Consider the following 17,239-nt stretch of genomic DNA (forward strand, 5'->3'; position numbering starts at 1 on the left):
TTTAATACTGTTATGTGGCTTCCATTAAAATAGTGAGTTAATTAATCCAGGGGTTAAGAGCACATCTTATGGGGCAAGACGATAAATGTATATATATACTGCCTGTGCCACACTTTTTTTCTCAAAACAATGGTGTCGGTGGACATGTTACGCATGCTTTAGGCATAATACATGGTTTGAAACGGTGTGGTGTTCATGTTGAATATATTGCGCATGAAACAAACAGTGCTTTAGACTTGAGTCAATCGCAACAGAATAAGGTAATGTTGCGATCAAGATCTACTTTTGGCCGGCAAGTGTGGAATGCAAAGCTGACGAAAAAAATTCATGGCTTGGTTGATAAATGTGACCCTAAGTTTTGTTATATTCGGTATTCGGCCGGTTTTGCCCCCTGGATTCCGATTGTAAAAAAAATACTGGGTGACATTCCATTGGTGCTTGAGGTGAATAGCTTTTTATCTCAAAGGTACAGATGGGGCAAATTTATCGACCGGCTTGCTATTCGTTCAGCTGATTTAATGATAAGTGTCTCGACAAAAAACAAGCATGAGTTGTTACAGGTTATAGGGGAGCATTTTGCCATACATTCAATAGTGTTACCTAATGGGGTTGATCTTTCACGGTTTTCCTCTACGGTGGAAACTTCTTGTTCATGTACCCAAAAAGGATTCAATATCGGGTATCTTGGTGTGCTTAAAGAGAGGTATGGGTTGGAAGTTATGCTGGATGCAGCCCGAATTATTGTACACCAATACCCTGAGGTCGTTTTTAATATATATGGAGAAGGCCCATATAGTGAAGCACTGCAGCGTAGGGCAGTCAGGCAAAAAAATGTGGTTTTTCATGGACCAATTCCTTTTGACCAAGTTCCACCGCTATATCGGAGCTTCGATGTATGCATAAATACAGCCCATCCGGAAACATTTCAGAACTCACCCATTAAACTGTTTGAATATATGGCTTCCTCTAAGCCAATTATACATGCTGACACTCCACAGGCTAGAGAAGTTTTGGGGAATGACAAATGTGGTTTGCTTTTTAAGTGGGATGATCCAGATGACTTGGTAAATAAGATCATTAGCCTGATCGAAGATCCAAAATTCGCATCGCAGCTAGCTTACAATGCTCGACAGGAGGCTCTGCGACATCACTCGTGGGATTGTCGTGTCAACGTATTGTTGCAGGTTTTGAAAGAAAGAGGTCTCCTTGTTACAAAATAGTAGAGGACTTGTGCAGTGCTGCAATGGGGCAGCCCTAGTTATTTCAAGAAAAAACAAGTTGTTTATAAGCTATGATTATGGTGAAACATGGAGTTTTGAAATTTCAATTCCGATTCCATCTATTAACCAGCTAAAAGGGATGACCGTCATTACGTCGAGATTGTTTCGTCAGAAAATTGATCATGTAGCGTGGGTTGATAAAGACTGTATGGTTGTCCTTGGCTATGGATCAATTTACTCAGTTGACTTAAATGGCAGTTCTGTTAGATCTGTTGCTCCAGTTTATGGAAAACGTCCGCTCTCTTTATGTGATGCACCGGAAGGTTTATACTATGGTGAATATCGCGATAATTCTGAACGGTCAACTATTCATGTATGGGGTAGTAGTGACAAGGGGGTGTCCTGGAATCCGGTATGGCATTTTGATTCCGTGAGACATGTGCATGGTGTATTTTATGACTCTTATACTGATGCTATCTGGGTAACAACCGGGGATACCGATAGTGAATCTGCTTTGTGGAGGACCACGGATAATTTTCAGTCCCTTGAATGCGTACTTCACGGGTCACAGCAGTACAGAGCTGTACAGCTTCTTTTTTCTGCAGAATATGTGTATTGGGGGTCTGATACCCCCTTGGAGAAAAATTATTTATATCGTTTCGAAAGAACATCTGGTCGTGTTGAGCGGATACATGCCGTGGAAGGCTCCGTTTTCTGGGGGGGGGAAGTAAACGGTCGATTGTTTTTTTCAACGGCAGTCGAGCCGAGTGATGTAAATAATTGTAATTGCTCGTGTGTATGGGGGTCGCAGGATGGCTCAGCTTGGACTTGTGTTGCCCGTTTTAATAAGGATAGATGGCCTAAGAAACTGTTTCAGTATGGTCAGACATTTTTCCCTTCCGGTCATAATGATTCTGATTACCTGTGGATTACGCCATTTGCAACGGAGCAGCATGAAACGTTGCAGAAGATGGATGTGAGGGAGATTTTTAATAATGCAATATAATGACTTGTCTATTCCGGAAAACATGGAATCGTTTAACCAAGAGATTATTAAAAGGTATCTTGAAAATATTGAAATAGAAATAGAGCAAGGTGTTTTTACCGAGAGAGATATCGATCTTTTGAATGATGCACTGTATCAAAGATTTTTAAACAGGAAGACAAGGGCTTTTTTTGAATATCATTTTTACCCTATCTGGATAGACACCGTCCGTGAAATATTTGCTGGTTGCCCTCATCCGAAAATTATTGAACTTGGCTGTGGAACAGGCGCTTCCTCCTTATTATTTGCTCTTCTCGGAGCGGATGTTACAGGGATAGAACTTGATGCAGAACTGGTAGCTGTCTGTAATAAGCGGAAGGAAATATATCAACGGCATTCCCAAATTTTATCAGCAAATTTTTATCAAGGAAATACCCTTGAATTTTCCTATGAAGAGTTTGCTCCTGTTGATGTTTTCTTTTCTTTGTTTGCTTTTAATCTCATGAAACCAGCCACGTTGCTGCTTCCTAAGATGGTTGAGGTCTTGAACCCGGGGGGTAAGATTGTGATTGTGGATGGAAATTGTTCCAATATATACAGTCGGTGCATGCCGTCTAGGAAACGTCCCGGTGTATTAAGCCCAGGTGAGATGGGAAAAGAGTTGGAACGGCTTGGATGTAAAGTTAAAAAGTCGAAGATCCAGTGTGGCATACCTCCCTTTTTATTTTCGATGCCCAGTATCGCTTCCAAAGCGCAACAGTTTGAGAACATGCTCATACATTCAGGTTTCTATAGACACCTTGGCGTTTCATATTCGATTGTAGCAGAGAAGGTATAGTAATGCTCAAAGTTATTAATGTGGTGGGTGCCCGCCCAAATTTCATGAAGATGGCTCCAATTATTGAAGCCATGAATTTACACCCCGATGAAATTGATCATATACTACTGCATACCGGTCAGCATTATGATGAAAAGATGAGTGAGTCTTTTTTTGATGATCTGGGCATGCCCGTGCCGGATATCAACCTGGGCGTTGGCTCTGGTTCGCATGCTGAGCAGACTGCTGCAATCATGGTAGAATTTGAAAAGGTCTGTCGACATGAAGAACCAGATCTTGTCATTGTGGTGGGGGATGTCAATTCAACCATGGCCTGTACCATTACTGCTAAAAAAATGGGCATATCTGTGGCTCATGTCGAGGCGGGGTTGCGGTCACGTGATATGGCGATGCCTGAAGAAATTAATCGTCTCTGTACCGACGTCCTTTGTGATTATCTGTTCACTACCGATCGCATTGCTAATGAGAACCTGAGAGCTGAGGGCGTTCCGCAGGAAAAGATCTTTTTTGTCGGAAACGTGATGATAGATACATTACTCAAGCATCGGCTGCTGGCTGAGAAGATGACGTTAAAGGATGATTGGGGGCTGCAAACCGGTAAATATGCCACATTGACCATTCATCGACCTTCCAATGTGGATGATCCGGAGACGTTAAAGGGCATTTTGGATGCCCTTCAGGAAATTTCAAATGAAATCCCGGTCATTTTCCCAGTTCATCCGCGTACCCGTAAGATGGCAGAAGAGTACGGGCTGACCGACTACTTTTCAAGAGACTTACCTGTTAACGGTATATGGATGACTCAACCCCTGGGTTATCTTGATTTTTTACATTTGAATATGCATGCCGCCATGGTTTTGACTGATAGCGGCGGTTTGCAGGAAGAGACCACAGTGCTAAGAGTTCCCTGCATCACCATGCGTCATAACACCGAGCGTCCGATCACCTGTGAAATGGGTACCAATGTGATTGTCGGTAATCGCCCTGAGAAAATATTATCAGCGGCCAGAAATGTTCTGAACGGTATGGTGCGTCCTGCAATGATTCCTGAAAAATGGGATGGCAATGCATCTCAGAGGATTGTTGATCACCTCCTGGCGGTGTTCGCAGATAATTCTTTCGGGTGTGGTGCGGTCAATTGATTTTTTCAATGACGGATTATTTCAGAACCAAAATTGACTTGTTCAAGACACTCCTGCGCCTTGGGCCATTCAATATCATTGCAGTGGCACTTTATCGTTGCATGCTCCTCACTGGATTGATCCAGAGAATGATGCCTCGGCAGGATGGTTATATTGATCCGTTGTTTACTTTGCCTGGCAATAGCTCCACTGTAACGGCAGAGTCAGTTGAAGTCGATGAAGTGTTGCACGTCGCTGATGAATTATTGAACGGAACATGTCAGTATTTTGGAGACAGGTCGTTTATGGTTGGTTCTCCACCGCAGTGGTTTACCAATCCTTTTAATGGACATCGCATTGAAGACAATGGATGTCATTGGTCGGATGGATCTGAATTTGATACCGGTATCGGTGACATCAAGACTATTTGGGAAGTTTCACGTTTTGACTGGATGATTGTCTATGCTCGGGCATACCGCTTGAGCGGCGATGACCGATATTTTAAGGCCATTAATGATTGGTCCTCTGACTGGACTCAAGAAAACCCCTTAAATTGTGGCCCCAACTGGCGATGTGCTCAGGAGGCTTCAATACGTGTGCTTCAGACTCTTCTGGCCGCGTTTATTTTGCGTCAGCATAAAACCCCTTTGCCAGGCCTGATGCGCTTTGTCTCGGAACATTGCCAGCGTATTTTCCCCACGATTTATTATGCTCTCGCCCAGGATAATAATCATGGCACCAGTGAAGCAGCAGCATTATATGTCTGCGGAGCATGGCTTGCCAAGGTTTCCGATACACCTGTTTTGAAACGCAAATTTTTGAAGTGGAGTCGAACCGGACGGCTTTTGCTCGAAACCAGGGTCAGTCGACTGATTGAAAAAGACGGTAGTTTTGCACAGTATTCAGTGAATTATCATCGTGTAGTGTTGGACACCTTGAATATGGTGGAGTTCTGGCGGCGAGAATTGAAGTTACGACCATTTTCTGAACGCTTTTATTCGCGGGTGACTGGTGCGGTGGAATGGCTCTGTCAGTTGGTGGACCCTTACACCGGGGATGCCCCCAATTTAGGTGCAAATGACGGTGCCCGCTTGTTTGTATTGAGCACAACGGGTTTTAGAGATTATCGTCCTAGCGTTCAGCTTGGAGGGTTTCTTTATAAGGGAAGAGCCTTATATCCGGGGGGGCCTTGGGATGAATCTCTTAAATGGCTGAGGATTAACAACGTTTTCAAAAGAGTGACTCCTGATCGAAAAAGCTGTGTGTTCAAAGATGGCGGTTATGCGACGCTTGTTCCTGGTAATGGAGGCAATGGCGTCTCTTGGGGGCTGGTACGTTGCCCTATCCACCGGTTTCGTCCTGGGCATGCTGATGCCTTGCATTTTGACCTGTGGACTGCCGGACAGAACGTTTTACGTGATGCTGGCTCTTTTGGTTATAATGCCGATTCTATCTGGCAGTCATATTTTCCGGGCGCAGAAGCGCATAATACGGTTCAGTTTGATGGGCGTGACCAGATGCCTCGTCTTGGTCGTTTTTTATTTGGCGCATGGACAGAGATGGAGAGTATAAGTGATATCAGTAGGGACAACAAGACAATCTCCTGGAGTGGGTCCTATATAGACTATCGAGGCTGTCGCCATCAACGCACTGTTTCTGTTGACAGTGAACAGGGATATTGCTGGCGAATAGTTGATGTGATCAATGGCCCGTTCTCTTACGCAACATTGCGTTGGCGTCTTATGCCCGGGAAATGGGTTCTGGAAAGAGATGTTTGTCGGGGAGAATTGGCCGATATTAAAGTTCAATCTGATCAATTGGCCGTGCGTAGGGAACTGGTTCAAGGTTGGGAATCAAAGTATTACCTGAACCGCACCACTCTTCCTGTATGGGAAATAGAAGTTGGGGCAGGAACGACGGTTATTACCACTGAGGTTAGATTCAAGGACGTAAAATGAGAGTGTTATATTTTCATCAGCATTTTTCTACACCCAAAGGGGCTGCAGGCATACGTTCCTATCAAATGGCCCGTCAATTGATTGAGCATGGTCATGAGATAACCATGGTGTGTGGCAGTTATGGGGGCGGTGAAACAGGCCTGAAAATGCCATTCAGGTACGGTCGTCGGCAGGGCTTTGTTGATGGTATTCGCGTGATCGAGTTTGATCTTAATTATTCAAATAACGATAGTTTTGTAAAGCGGGTTAGGACATTTATAAAGTTTGCCTTGCGAAGCATTAGCTTGGCATTCAGCGAAAAATACGATGTTTTGTTTGCCACAACGACACCTCTTACGGCAGGTATTCCTGGTATTTTTGCTCGTTGGTTACGTGGTAAACCCTTTGTGTTTGAGGTACGTGATCTCTGGCCAGAACTACCGAGAGAAATGGGAGCGATAAAAAATCCGGTAGTGCTTTGGCTTATGTCGTTGCTGGAGTGGGCTTCTTACCGCTCTGCCAATCGCTGTATCGGACTCTCCCCTGGAATTGTAGAGGGGATTGCCAATCGGGGTGTTGAAAAGACCAGAATTGCGTTGGTGCCCAACGGTTGCGATTTGAGCATTTTTTGCGATGAGGTCGATCCATGGCGTCCCGTCGGAGTATGCGATAGTGATCTGATGGCAATATTTACAGGCACTCATGGTGTTGCCAATGGCTTGGAGATAGTTCTGGGTACTGCCGCCGAACTGAAGCGTAGAGGGCGTAACGATATTAAAATGGTTCTTGTGGGGCAGGGTAAATGCAAGAATGCTTTACAGCATAGAGTCAAGATAGAGGGCTTGGGAAATGTGATTTTTCATCCTCCAGTTAATAAAATGAAGCTTGCCGGACTTATGGCTGGTGCCGACATAGGCTTACAGATTCTGGCCAATGTACCTGCTTTCTATTTTGGCACCTCCCCCAATAAATTTTTTGACTATATTTCTTCAGGTCTTCCTGTCTTGAATAATTACCCCGGGTGGCTTGCAGAAATGATCGAGGATCATCAGTGCGGGTTTGTTGTTCCTCCTGAAAGTCCAGTTGCATTTGCGGATGCACTTGAATCGGCAATGGACGAAATGCATAGGCTTGTCACCATGGGGCAAAATTCCCGTCGGTTAGCAGAACTTTCATTTGATCGTAAGCATTTGGCTAATGAGTGGGTTGAATGGGTTACTGGAGCTGTTTAATGAAACGTGTTGTGGACTTTTCGGTAGCCTTGGTTGCGATAGTAATTCTCTCTCCTGTTTTATCAGTAGTGGGTCTGATGGTTTGGAAGAAGTTGGGATCGCCTATTTTGTTTCGACAACAACGTCCCGGACTGAATGGAAACCCTTTTCAAATAATCAAGTTTCGAACCATGGTGGATGCCTTGGGGCAAAATGGACATCAGTTACCAGACGCTCTACGCATGACTCCTTTCGGCAATTTTTTGCGTTCCACCAGTCTTGATGAGTTACCCGAGCTATGGAACGTGCTCAAGGGTGATATGAGTTTGGTGGGGCCTCGTCCTTTGTTGATGGAGTACCTTCCGCTATATAATTCTGAGCAAAATAGGCGGCATGATATGCGCCCGGGTATTACAGGATGGGCACAGATTAATGGTCGTAATGGCTTGGCATGGGAGGATAAATTCAAACTGGATGTATGGTATATTGATAATCACTCTTTAATTCTTGATATCAGAATTCTTATTTTTACTGTCTTGAAGGTGTTCAAGAGAGAAGGGGTCAGTGCTGAGGGGGAGGCTACGATGTCTTGTTTTACGGGTTCGACAGGAAATGATATATGAAAAAAATCATCTACGGTGTTTATGGCAATAGTGGTTTTGGTCGCGAAGTTTTTCCTGTCCTTATAAATCAACTCGACAAAAATTTAGAAAATATCGAGGATGTTGTTTTTGTTGATGACGATCCTTCAGATCATAAAAATATTAACTATCCGATCTTGTCGTATCCTGAGTTTCTCGATAGTTCCTATTCCCAAAAAAAAATTGTGATTGCAATTGCCGATGGGTATGTACGTAAAAAATTGTCGATAAAGTGTGAGAAAGATGGCATTGATCCGATAACTGTAAGGGCCCAGAATTCTCTGATCATGAATAATGTTCAGATCGGGTTGGGGGCGGTCATATGCCCGTTTGTTACCATAACCTCTGATGTTTCAATCGGATCATATTTTCATGCAAACCTGTATAGTTATGTCGCCCATGATTGTGTGGTTGGGGACTACGTTACGTTTGCTCCTGGTGTAAAATGCAATGGAAATGTTGTCATTGGGGATCATGCATACATTGGAACAGGGGCCATGATCAAGCAAGGCACTACCTCAAAGCCCTTGACCATCGGTGCAGGTGCGATCATCGGTATGGGTGCTGTTGTAACTAAAGATGTTCCTGCTGGCGTTACGGTTGTCGGCAACCCTGCACGGTCAATCAATACTTATCCTTAACATTATGAGCTGTTTGTATCAATTTGATTGTATTTAATAATTGTTTGGTAATCTATATTAATATTGTGGTTTTAAATGCTTAATACATCGTTTTCTCCTTGGCCAAGTTTCACAGAAGAAGAAGCCAATGCTGTTCGTGATGTTCTTCTCTCGAATAAAGTCAATTACTGGACAGGTTCTGAATGCCGCGAATTCGAAAAAGAGTTTGCAAGCTGGACGGAATCAAAACATGCCATTGCACTTGCCAATGGAACCGTTGCCCTTGATGTGGCCCTTAAAGCTTTGCGCATTGGCACTGGTGATGAGGTGATCGTTACCTGTCGGACCTTCCTCGCCTCGGTTTCAACGATAGTTATGGCTGGCGCAAAACCGGTCTTTGCGGATGTAGATCTTGAGAGCCAAAACATAACTGCCGCAAGTGTTCGTGCTGTTCTTACACCGAGTACAAAAGCAATTGTGTGCGTTCATCTAGCCGGTTGGCCCTGTGATATGGACTCGATTATGGACGTGGCAAATGAATATGGTCTTTTTGTTATTGAAGACTGCGCTCAAGCCCATGGAGCCTGCTACAAGGGACGTCCTGTCGGGTCTATAGGGCATGTGGGTGCTTGGTCGTTTTGTCAGGACAAAATCATGACCACCGGCGGTGAGGGTGGGATGGTGACAACCAATGATCCTGATCTTTGGGGGAGGATGTGGACCTATAAAGACCATGGCAAGTCATGGGAAGCTGTTTACGAACGGTACCACCCTCCAGGTTTTCGCTGGTTGCATGAGTCGTTTGGTACAAACTGGCGAATGACAGAGATGCAGGCTGTCATTGGTCGTATTCAATTACGGCGGATGAGCGATTGGCATCGGATACGTACGATTAATGCAAATCGCATTTTGGATGCCGCCAGTAATGTACCTGCCTATTGTGTTCCTGACGTTTCCGAAGGAGTAGAGCATGCTTGGTATAAGTGCTACATTTTTGTGCGTGAAGATGCATTAAAGCCAGATTGGAGTAGGGATCGGATCATGCATGAAATAACGGATATGGAGGTGCCCTGCTATTCTGGTATATGCCCGGAAGTGTATATGGAAAAAGCGTTTGACGATACTTGCTACAGACCTGAAGAAAGGCTGGTAAACGCTCGAAAACTTGGTGATACCAGTTTAATGTTTCTCGTACATCCCACGTTGACTGATGATGAAATGTCATCTGTATGTAATGCGTTAGTTCAAGTGGGGCAAAGGGCTTCCATGTAACTTTTAGTATTTAATTAGGCTCTCTGGTGTTGAATTTAAAGTTATGATTATAAAACAAACTAGAAAAATCAGTGTCCTGATAGTTGTTTTATCAGATTTTCTCATACTAACGGGTGTATTTTACCTGGCGCACTTGATTCGTTTTGATTTCAGTCTACCCACCGGATTTAGATCGACAGACAGCGCCATGATGCTTTCGGTTGTTACCTTTAAGGTAGCGATGTTTAGTTTTTTTAAACTATACAGGGGGATGTGGCGATTTACAAGTATTACCGACCTCTTTAATGTAGTAAAAGCGTCGACGGTTAGTTCGGTTTTTATCGTATTATTCTTGTTGTATTTAAACCGATTTATAGGGCTGTCTCGGTCAGTATTTGTTATCGATTGGTTTTTGACTGTTTTATTTATCTCTGGTTTTCGCGTAATGGTTCGAATTTACTTCGAAGGGCGATTCAAAATTTGGGCACGACTCGTATTTCCACGTTTTTTTAAATGCGCCTCTGAATCGGTTTGGAAGCAACGCAAAAGGCTTTTGATCATTGGGGCCGGCAATAGTGGCGAGAAAATTTTGCGCGAGATCAGAGACAATGCCGGGCTCGATTACCAAGTGATTGGTTTGGTGGATGACCACCCCTCAAAACAGGGTAAATATATTCATGGTAAACAGGTTATTGGAGGCATTGACGATTTAACGGATATTGCCTTGAGGTCCAATGCAGAAGAACTTTTGATAGCCATTGCATCTGCCACATCCAAACAAATGAGGCGCATTGTAGCATCATGTAAGGAAACTCGCCTGACCTACAAAACAATTCCAGGTATGGGTGAAATCATCTCCGGAGATGTGTCGGTAAGTTCCATTCGGGAGGTTTCATACAACGATCTTCTCGGGCGGGATAACATCAAACTTGATTCTGGCATTATTAATACGATGCTCACAAAATCTACTGTGCTAGTGACTGGTGCCGGCGGTTCCATAGGTTCTGAACTTTGTCGGCAGATTTGCCGGTTCAATCCTGAGAAGGTGATTTTGTTTGAGCGGGCGGAAAGCCCCCTTTATGCTATTGATATGGAATTAAAACACCATTTCCCACACTTCGAGGTGGTGCCGGTTCTTGCTGATATTCAATACACAAGCCAACTAGAGAGGGTATTTGAAAAATATAAACCTCAGTGTGTTTTTCATGCTGCGGCCTATAAACATGTACCTATGATGGAAAACCATGCTTGGAAGGCGGTGAAGAATAACATCATTGGAACTCAGAATGTAGTGGAGGTTTCTAAGCAGCATGGAGTCAATCGATTTGTTTTGGTTTCAACAGATAAGGCAGTCCGTCCTACAAATGTTATGGGAACGACTAAGCGAATTGCCGAGATGGCCGTATTAAATCAGATGAATGATGGTGACTGCCAGACCAAATTTATGGCAGTACGATTTGGCAACGTTGTTGGAAGTGCCGGAAGTGTTTTGCCTCTTTTCAAAAAGCAGATCGAAGAGGGGGGGCCCATTACCGTCACTCATAAAGATATCACACGGTATTTTATGACCATACCTGAAGCAGCCCAATTGATCCTGCAAGCGGGCGCCATGGGCGAAGGTGGTGAGATTTTCATCCTTGATATGGGAGAGCCTGTCAAAATTGATGCACTGGCTCGGGATTTTATTCGTCTTTCGGGGTTTGAGCCGGATGTGGATATTGATATCAAGTACATTGGCCTTCGGCCTGGTGAAAAGCTGTATGAAGAGCTTATCACTGATGGAGAAGGGATCGTTCCTACAGAGCACAGGAAAATTATGGTTCTTCGTGGGCAGGAAAAAGATTTGGTCAAACTGAACGGGAATATTGAGGCTTTAAAAGAATTGGCTGAAGACCAATGCGGTGAAGAGATTCGAAAGAGACTCATGAAGATTGTGCCGGAGTATCATCCGGCAGAGCATTGAGGTGTTTTCGGAAAAAAAGTCTTTGAAAATTCGGTGGGCAATGATAAAAGAGTGAAAATGCAGTAGGTTGTTTCGGTGTTTGTCGAACTTTCTGGTATGCAATTCGTTTGTCACAGATGATCTGCGGTTCCTAAGGAGATGAGTATGAAACGATTTACTATTGTTGCCTGCACTGTTATTGCCCTGATGTTTGCCTTTTCTGTTTACACGTTTGCGTCGGTCGATAAAACCGTCAATATCAACACAGCATCTATCAAAGAGTTGTCGTCCCTTAAGCGAATCGGTGAGAAGGTTTCTCAGCGAATTGTTGATTATCGAGAGAGTGTGGGACCTTTCGAAAAGCCCGAAGACATCAAGAAGGTTAAGGGGATAAGCGATAAGATATTTGAGTTGAACAAAGAGCGTATTGTGATCAAGGATGGTGCTGTTGAGAAAAAATTCTGATACAAGCGCATTCAAATTTGATACAAGCCACATCGGAGACGGTGTGGCTTTTTTTATTCAATGATGCCCAAGGGGGACAATGTGAATCGACTACTCGTGACCGGTGGGGCCGGGTTTATCGGGTCCAATTTTATACGATACGTACTTTCTGAAGATTCGGAATGTCGAATCGTAAACCTTGATTCGTTAACCTATGCCGGAAATCCGTTGAGTTTGTCGGATTGTCAGCAGGAAGACCGTTATGCATTCGTTCACGGTGATATTTTAGACCGTGGGCTTCTGGAGCAATTGTTTGATAAACATGCGTTTACCGGGGTGGTTCATTTTGCGGCTGAGTCACATGTGGATCGCTCTATCCTCGGGCCAGAGGCTTTTATTGATACCAATATCAAAGGGACCTTCAATTTATTGGATGTCGCGTGCAACCACTGGAAAAAAGATACATCCTTTTATCGGTTTCATCATATCTCAACGGATGAAGTGTATGGTAGTCTGGGGGAGAGTGGCGCGTTTACCGAGACAACACCCTATGATCCCTCCAGCCCGTACTCGGCCTCCAAGGCATCGTCTGACCACTTGGTTAAAGCGTATAGCAGGACGTACGGTTTTCCCTGTGTTATTACCAATTGTTCCAATAACTACGGGCCGTATCAGTTTCCGGAAAAACTTATCCCCTTGATCATTCTGAATATCATGGATAAGAAAGCCTTACCGGTTTACGGCAAAGGCGAGAATGTGAGAGACTGGCTTTACGTTGAGGATCATTGCAGCGCTATTTGGAGAGTGTTTTGCAGTGGCAAGGACGGCGAAACCTACAATATCGGCGGCGGGGCGGAGCGACGGAATATCGAGATCGTTGAATTTCTGTGTGATCTGGTGGATCGGAAGTTGGGTTGTGAGTCTTCGAGCAGAGAGCTTATTGAATTTGTGCAAGACAGACCGGGCCATGATTTTCGATATGCCATTGATGCGTCGAAGCTTAAGAGCGAGTTGGGGTGGGAGCCTGCATTCACTTTTGAAACAGCACTGGAGAAGACCGTCGATTGGTATCTGGCCAATATGGCGTGGGTAGATGATGTGAGAAGCGGTGCCTACAGGGAGTGGATCGATATAAATTATGCAAAAAGGTAATGTTGAGTTCACCACGGCTTCAAGGAGAAAACCATGAAAGGTATTATTCTGGCCGGTGGTTCGGGGACACGGCTTTATCCCATTACAAAGGTTGTGAGCAAGCAACTTCTTCCCGTCTACGACAAACCCATGATCTATTACCCCTTGTCTATTCTGATGCTGGGGGGAATTCGGGAAATTTTGATTATTTCCACACCTGAAGATCTTCCACGGTTTCGTGCGCTTTTAGGGGATGGAGGCCAGTGGGGGCTTGATTTTTCTTATGTAGAGCAGCCGCGTCCCGAAGGGTTAGCTCAGGCGTTCACATTGGGACGTTCTTTCATCGGGGATAGCGCTGTCGCCCTTATTCTGGGAGATAATATTTATTATGGACAGGGCTTGACTGGTCAACTTAAATCGGCTGTTGAGAGAGCCAATGGGGCCACAGTGTTCGGTTACTGGGTTTCGGATCCCGAACGATACGGTGTCGTGAGCTTTGACGGACAAGGACGCGTTACGGACATTGAGGAAAAACCCGAAATACCGAAGTCGAACTGGGCAGTGACCGGGCTCTATTTTTATGACAACCGTGTTCTTGAGTTTGCCTCTGAATTGAAGCCCTCAGCCCGTGGGGAGTTGGAAATAACGGATATCAATAGACGATATCTGCAAGAGAATGCGCTGCATGTAGAAAAATTATCCCGCGGGACTGCTTGGCTGGATACCGGAACCCACACCAGCCTTATGCAAGCCGGAAGCTTTATCGAGACCATCGAGGCCCGGCAAGGGCTTAAAGTCGCATGTCTTGAAGAAATTGCATACAAAAAACAGTACATCGACGCTGAGCAGGTCGAACGTCTTGCACAGCCTATGCTGAAAACGGGCTACGGTCAGTATCTGCTGTCGATGCTTTCATATGGGATTGAAGAGGTATGAAGATTCTTTCTACGTCCATTGAGGACATTAAACTCATCGAACCGACAAGGTATGGCGACCAGCGAGGCTATTTTTTTGAATCCTGGCATCAGGAACGCTACAACTCGTTCGGCATTACCTCTCGGTTTGTTCAGGACAATTGTTCCATGTCTAAAGCCGGAACGGTTCGTGGGTTGCATTACCAGCTAACCCATCCTCAAGCCAAACTGGTTCACGTACTCAAAGGCGCTGTCTACGATGTGGCGGTGGATATCCGTGTGGGCTCGCCCACCTTCGGTCAATGGGTGGGGGCTGAGCTGTCCGACGAGAATGGCCGCCAACTCTACATTCCTGAAGGCTTTGCCCACGGTTTTTGCGTCCTTAGTGACGAGGCTGTGTTCTCCTATAAATGCAGTGACTACTACATGCCGCAAGATGAGGGGGGGATCCTTTGGTCGGATGCCCAGATCGGCATTGAGTGGCCTGTTTCAGATCCTATCCTTTCGGAAAAAGACAAAGTCTATCCGTGCCTTGCGGAAGTGGAACCTTGCAGGCTTCCTGTGTACGAGGCGCTGGGAGGTGGGGCGTGAAGATACTCCTGCTTGGTGCTGGTGGACAGCTCGGAAAGGATATCCAAGCTCGTTGCGGGCATCATGGTCTGGATATCGAGGCCGTTGGCCATGGCAGGTGCGACATTGCTTCAAAAGAACAGCTTCGTGCCGTGTTTGGTGAGGTCTCCTGCCATGGTGTGATCAATGCCGCAGCGTATACCAAGGTTGACCAGGCAGAACGTGATGTGGACGCTGCAACCCGTGTGAATCAGGACGGGGCCGGCTTTGTGGCGGAGTTGTGTTGCGAAAAGGGCTTGCCCCTGCTCCATGTCTCCACAGACTATGTGTTCGATGGTACAGGCGCTGAGCCGTATGCCCATGATGCATTGGTGGGTCCCCGGTCGGTGTATGGAAAGACAAAGGCGGAAGGGGAGAAAAAGGTCCTTGGGGCTCATCCCGGCGCCGCAGTGGTCAGGACGTCCTGGCTTTTTGGGGAGCACGGGCCCAATTTTTTGAAAACCATGGTGAGGCTCGCTTTTGAGCGAGAGGAAATTCGCGTGGTCAGCGATCAGGTCGGGTGCCCCACGTGGTCAGGGCATCTGGCGGATGCACTCCTTTCGATGATGAAACAGAGGCTCACCAGTGAGGTCGTTGCACAGGGGGTGTATCATTACTGCGGAGCTCCTCAATCCAGTTGGTATGAGTTTGCAGATGCCATTATCGGCGAAGTGAAGCGTCTGGGAGTTGGGTGCAAGGTAAGGGCGGTCCACCCCATCACAACAGAAGAGTACCCCACACCTGCGGAACGTCCCCGGTACTCTGTTATGGACTGTTCCCGGATTGAGCGCGAGTTCGGGATCCGTCAGGGGGATTGGCATGAAGGCGTTGATGTGGTCGTGGCCCACCAGCTGCGGGAATTGAAGGCTCTGAAGCAGCCGTAGGGCAAGCCTGTGGTCCGGGACTCTGTCCCCGTTCGTTGTCACGACCCGCTGGGTTTAGGAAGAGGGTGTGGGCTCAAATGACGAATAGCTGGACGAGACCCCCTTGGCCAGGATTCCCCTGATTCGGTCAAGGGTTTCACATCCGTCGGCGCAGGCCGGGAAGCGGTTTTTGGTTTTACACGTGATGCAGGGGCTTTTGACAAGTTGCCCCACCTCAAAGTCAAATTTGTCTCGAACGGCACTCATGGTTGGTTCTATTCCGGGATATCGGAACCCTTCTTTGATAATGATTGTCTGGATGTCTTGCTTTGAAAAAATCCAAATATACCATAGTTCCGTGAATGATCAAGGGGCGGTTGCCCACCATGCCGTCACCGCCGGCTAACGCTCGAGACGTCGTCCGGCTTGAGATTGATCGCGTATCGCCTGGGGTATAGGTGGACGCGATTGGTTCAATGGCTTTTGGTGGGGGAGCGCAGTGTTGAATTTTAGGGCGCTTTACCCCAAAACAGGGGGCGTCGGGTGCCGTACTGCTGTGCAACTGTTTGGAATGCAAAAAGAACGTAGGATGGCATGATAAATGACGCCAAAAAGCTGTTGACACCCTATGGCTGTAAGGGGTATTTTTAAGAAGCTCGCATAAACTTGGGCTCGTACCGTAATGGTGCCTTCGGTATTCATTATCTGGTTTCGAGTGCGGGGGTTTTTTTGCGAATTGTTCTTGACAGCGCTGAGTCGATGGTTTAGTGTCGTCAACGTTGTTTGACTCTACAAAAAGAGTCTGCTCGAAGTGCTTGATCTTTGAAAATCAGTAAGCAGCGAAACATTGAGACGAGCGAGTCTCTGTCAAAATCAAACCCAATTAGGGTCATTTTGTTTGACGATTTAATTGGAGAGTTTGATCCTGGCTCAGAATGAACGCTGGCGGCGTGCTTAACACATGCAAGTCGAACGAGAAAGTTTTCTTCGGAAAACGAGTAAAGTGGCGCACGGGTGAGTAACGCGTGAATAATCTACCCCTGAATTCGGGATAACAGTTCGAAAGGGCTGCTAATACCGGATAACATAACTCTTTCCATGGTTAGGGTTATCAAAGAGGGCCTCTCCTTGGAAGCTCTTGTTTGGGGATGAGTTCGCGTCCCATTAGCTTGTTGGTAGGGTAACGGCCTACCAAGGCGACGATGGGTAGCTGGTCTGAGAGGATGATCAGCCACACTGGAACTGACACACGGTCCAGACTCCTACGGGAGGCAGCAGTGAGGAATCTTGCGCAATGGGGGAAACCCTGACGCAGCAACGCCGCGTGAGTGATGAAGGCTCTTGGGTCGTAAAGCTCTGTCAAGTGGGAAGAAACCTTCCCTGTTTAATACACAGGGGAATTGACGGTACCACTGAAGGAAGCACCGGCTAACTCCGTGCCAGCAGCCGCGGTAACACGGGGGGTGCAAGCGTTATTCGGAATTATTGGGCGTAAAGGGCGCGTAGGCGGCC

General features: G+C 46.0%; 15 protein-coding genes and 1 rRNA gene. All 16 read left to right on the top strand.

From position 1 onward, the window contains the following. Window positions 1–68 precede the first annotated feature (68 nt). Complete coding sequence (locus MSL71_RS25945; protein ID WP_180147309.1) at window positions 69–1,220, top strand: glycosyltransferase family 4 protein; 1,152 nt, start codon at window positions 69–71, stop codon at window positions 1,218–1,220. Next, entirely contained in the window at window positions 1,207–2,226 is a 1,020-nt protein-coding gene (locus tag MSL71_RS25950; RefSeq protein ID WP_180147312.1) for a beta propeller repeat protein, read from the top strand. The genes MSL71_RS25945 and MSL71_RS25950 overlap by 14 nt, the downstream gene beginning before the upstream one ends. After that, window positions 2,216–3,043 (top strand): class I SAM-dependent methyltransferase, encoded by an 828-nt coding sequence (locus tag MSL71_RS25955; protein WP_180147316.1) that lies wholly within the window; start codon window positions 2,216–2,218, stop codon window positions 3,041–3,043. The genes MSL71_RS25950 and MSL71_RS25955 overlap by 11 nt, the downstream gene beginning before the upstream one ends. A 2-nt stretch (window positions 3,044–3,045) precedes the next feature. Further along, the gene (gene wecB / locus MSL71_RS25960) at window positions 3,046–4,185 is read left to right on the top strand and encodes a non-hydrolyzing UDP-N-acetylglucosamine 2-epimerase (RefSeq protein WP_180147318.1); all 1,140 of its coding nucleotides are present in this window, start codon (window positions 3,046–3,048) and stop codon (window positions 4,183–4,185) included. Between the two features lie 8 nt (window positions 4,186–4,193). Then, a complete protein-coding gene (locus MSL71_RS25965; protein ID WP_180147322.1) occupies window positions 4,194–6,122 on the top strand; it encodes an alginate lyase family protein in 1,929 nt (642 codons plus the stop codon). Continuing rightward, window positions 6,119–7,333 (top strand): glycosyltransferase family 4 protein, encoded by a 1,215-nt coding sequence (locus tag MSL71_RS25970; protein WP_180147325.1) that lies wholly within the window; start codon window positions 6,119–6,121, stop codon window positions 7,331–7,333. The genes MSL71_RS25965 and MSL71_RS25970 overlap by 4 nt, the downstream gene beginning before the upstream one ends. Further along, window positions 7,333–7,935, top strand: a complete 603-nt coding sequence (locus tag MSL71_RS25975) for a sugar transferase (RefSeq protein WP_180147328.1) — start codon at window positions 7,333–7,335, stop codon at window positions 7,933–7,935. Before MSL71_RS25970 ends, MSL71_RS25975 begins: the two co-directional genes overlap by 1 nt. After that, on the top strand, window positions 7,932–8,594 hold the full coding sequence (locus tag MSL71_RS25980) for an acetyltransferase (RefSeq protein WP_180147331.1): 663 nt from the start codon (window positions 7,932–7,934) through the stop codon (window positions 8,592–8,594). The genes MSL71_RS25975 and MSL71_RS25980 overlap by 4 nt, the downstream gene beginning before the upstream one ends. A gap of 75 nt (window positions 8,595–8,669) precedes the next feature. Beyond that, entirely contained in the window at window positions 8,670–9,845 is a 1,176-nt protein-coding gene (locus MSL71_RS25985; RefSeq protein WP_180147334.1) for a DegT/DnrJ/EryC1/StrS family aminotransferase, read from the top strand. A 43-nt stretch (window positions 9,846–9,888) separates the two neighbouring features. Continuing rightward, window positions 9,889–11,787, top strand: coding sequence for a polysaccharide biosynthesis protein (locus MSL71_RS25990; protein ID WP_180147337.1), 1,899 nt, complete (start codon window positions 9,889–9,891; stop codon window positions 11,785–11,787). A gap of 144 nt (window positions 11,788–11,931) precedes the next feature. Next, a complete protein-coding gene (locus MSL71_RS25995) occupies window positions 11,932–12,231 on the top strand; it encodes a ComEA family DNA-binding protein (RefSeq protein ID WP_180147340.1) in 300 nt (99 codons plus the stop codon). Between the two features lie 81 nt (window positions 12,232–12,312). Beyond that, entirely contained in the window at window positions 12,313–13,362 is a 1,050-nt protein-coding gene (rfbB, locus tag MSL71_RS26000; protein WP_218951144.1) for a dTDP-glucose 4,6-dehydratase, read from the top strand. Window positions 13,363–13,395: 33 nt separating this feature from the next. Continuing rightward, window positions 13,396–14,277 (top strand): glucose-1-phosphate thymidylyltransferase RfbA, encoded by an 882-nt coding sequence (rfbA, locus tag MSL71_RS26005; protein ID WP_180147343.1) that lies wholly within the window; start codon window positions 13,396–13,398, stop codon window positions 14,275–14,277. Beyond that, complete coding sequence (rfbC, locus tag MSL71_RS26010; protein ID WP_180147346.1) at window positions 14,274–14,846, top strand: dTDP-4-dehydrorhamnose 3,5-epimerase; 573 nt, start codon at window positions 14,274–14,276, stop codon at window positions 14,844–14,846. Before rfbA ends, rfbC begins: the two co-directional genes overlap by 4 nt. Further along, complete coding sequence (rfbD, locus tag MSL71_RS26015; RefSeq protein WP_180147349.1) at window positions 14,843–15,748, top strand: dTDP-4-dehydrorhamnose reductase; 906 nt, start codon at window positions 14,843–14,845, stop codon at window positions 15,746–15,748. Before rfbC ends, rfbD begins: the two co-directional genes overlap by 4 nt. A gap of 886 nt (window positions 15,749–16,634) precedes the next feature. Continuing rightward, a 16S ribosomal RNA gene (locus tag MSL71_RS26020) occupies window positions 16,635–17,239 on the top strand; the annotation flags it as partial.

It is taken from the genome of Desulfoluna butyratoxydans, assembly GCF_900699765.1.
GTDB lineage: Bacteria > Desulfobacterota > Desulfobacteria > Desulfobacterales > Desulfolunaceae > Desulfoluna > Desulfoluna butyratoxydans.

Excerpts from the sequence above, each read along its gene's own strand:
- MSL71_RS25955 (WP_180147316.1), top strand. The coding sequence starts at position 2,216 with ATGCAATATAATGACTTGTCTATTCCGGAAAACATGGAATCGTTTAAC.
- MSL71_RS25990 (WP_180147337.1), top strand. The coding sequence starts at position 9,889 with ATGATTATAAAACAAACTAGAAAAATCAGTGTCCTGATAGTTGTTTTA.
- MSL71_RS25970 (WP_180147325.1), top strand. The coding sequence starts at position 6,119 with ATGAGAGTGTTATATTTTCATCAGCATTTTTCTACACCCAAAGGGGCT.
- MSL71_RS25985 (WP_180147334.1), top strand. The coding sequence starts at position 8,670 with ATGCTTAATACATCGTTTTCTCCTTGGCCAAGTTTCACAGAAGAAGAA.
- wecB (WP_180147318.1), top strand. The coding sequence starts at position 3,046 with ATGCTCAAAGTTATTAATGTGGTGGGTGCCCGCCCAAATTTCATGAAG.
- rfbA (WP_180147343.1), top strand. The coding sequence starts at position 13,396 with ATGAAAGGTATTATTCTGGCCGGTGGTTCGGGGACACGGCTTTATCCC.
- MSL71_RS25945 (WP_180147309.1), top strand. The coding sequence starts at position 69 with ATGGGGCAAGACGATAAATGTATATATATACTGCCTGTGCCACACTTT.
- MSL71_RS25980 (WP_180147331.1), top strand. The coding sequence starts at position 7,932 with ATGAAAAAAATCATCTACGGTGTTTATGGCAATAGTGGTTTTGGTCGC.
- rfbC (WP_180147346.1), top strand. The coding sequence starts at position 14,274 with ATGAAGATTCTTTCTACGTCCATTGAGGACATTAAACTCATCGAACCG.
- MSL71_RS25975 (WP_180147328.1), top strand. The coding sequence starts at position 7,333 with ATGAAACGTGTTGTGGACTTTTCGGTAGCCTTGGTTGCGATAGTAATT.
- MSL71_RS25995 (WP_180147340.1), top strand. The coding sequence starts at position 11,932 with ATGAAACGATTTACTATTGTTGCCTGCACTGTTATTGCCCTGATGTTT.
- MSL71_RS25965 (WP_180147322.1), top strand. The coding sequence starts at position 4,194 with ATGACGGATTATTTCAGAACCAAAATTGACTTGTTCAAGACACTCCTG.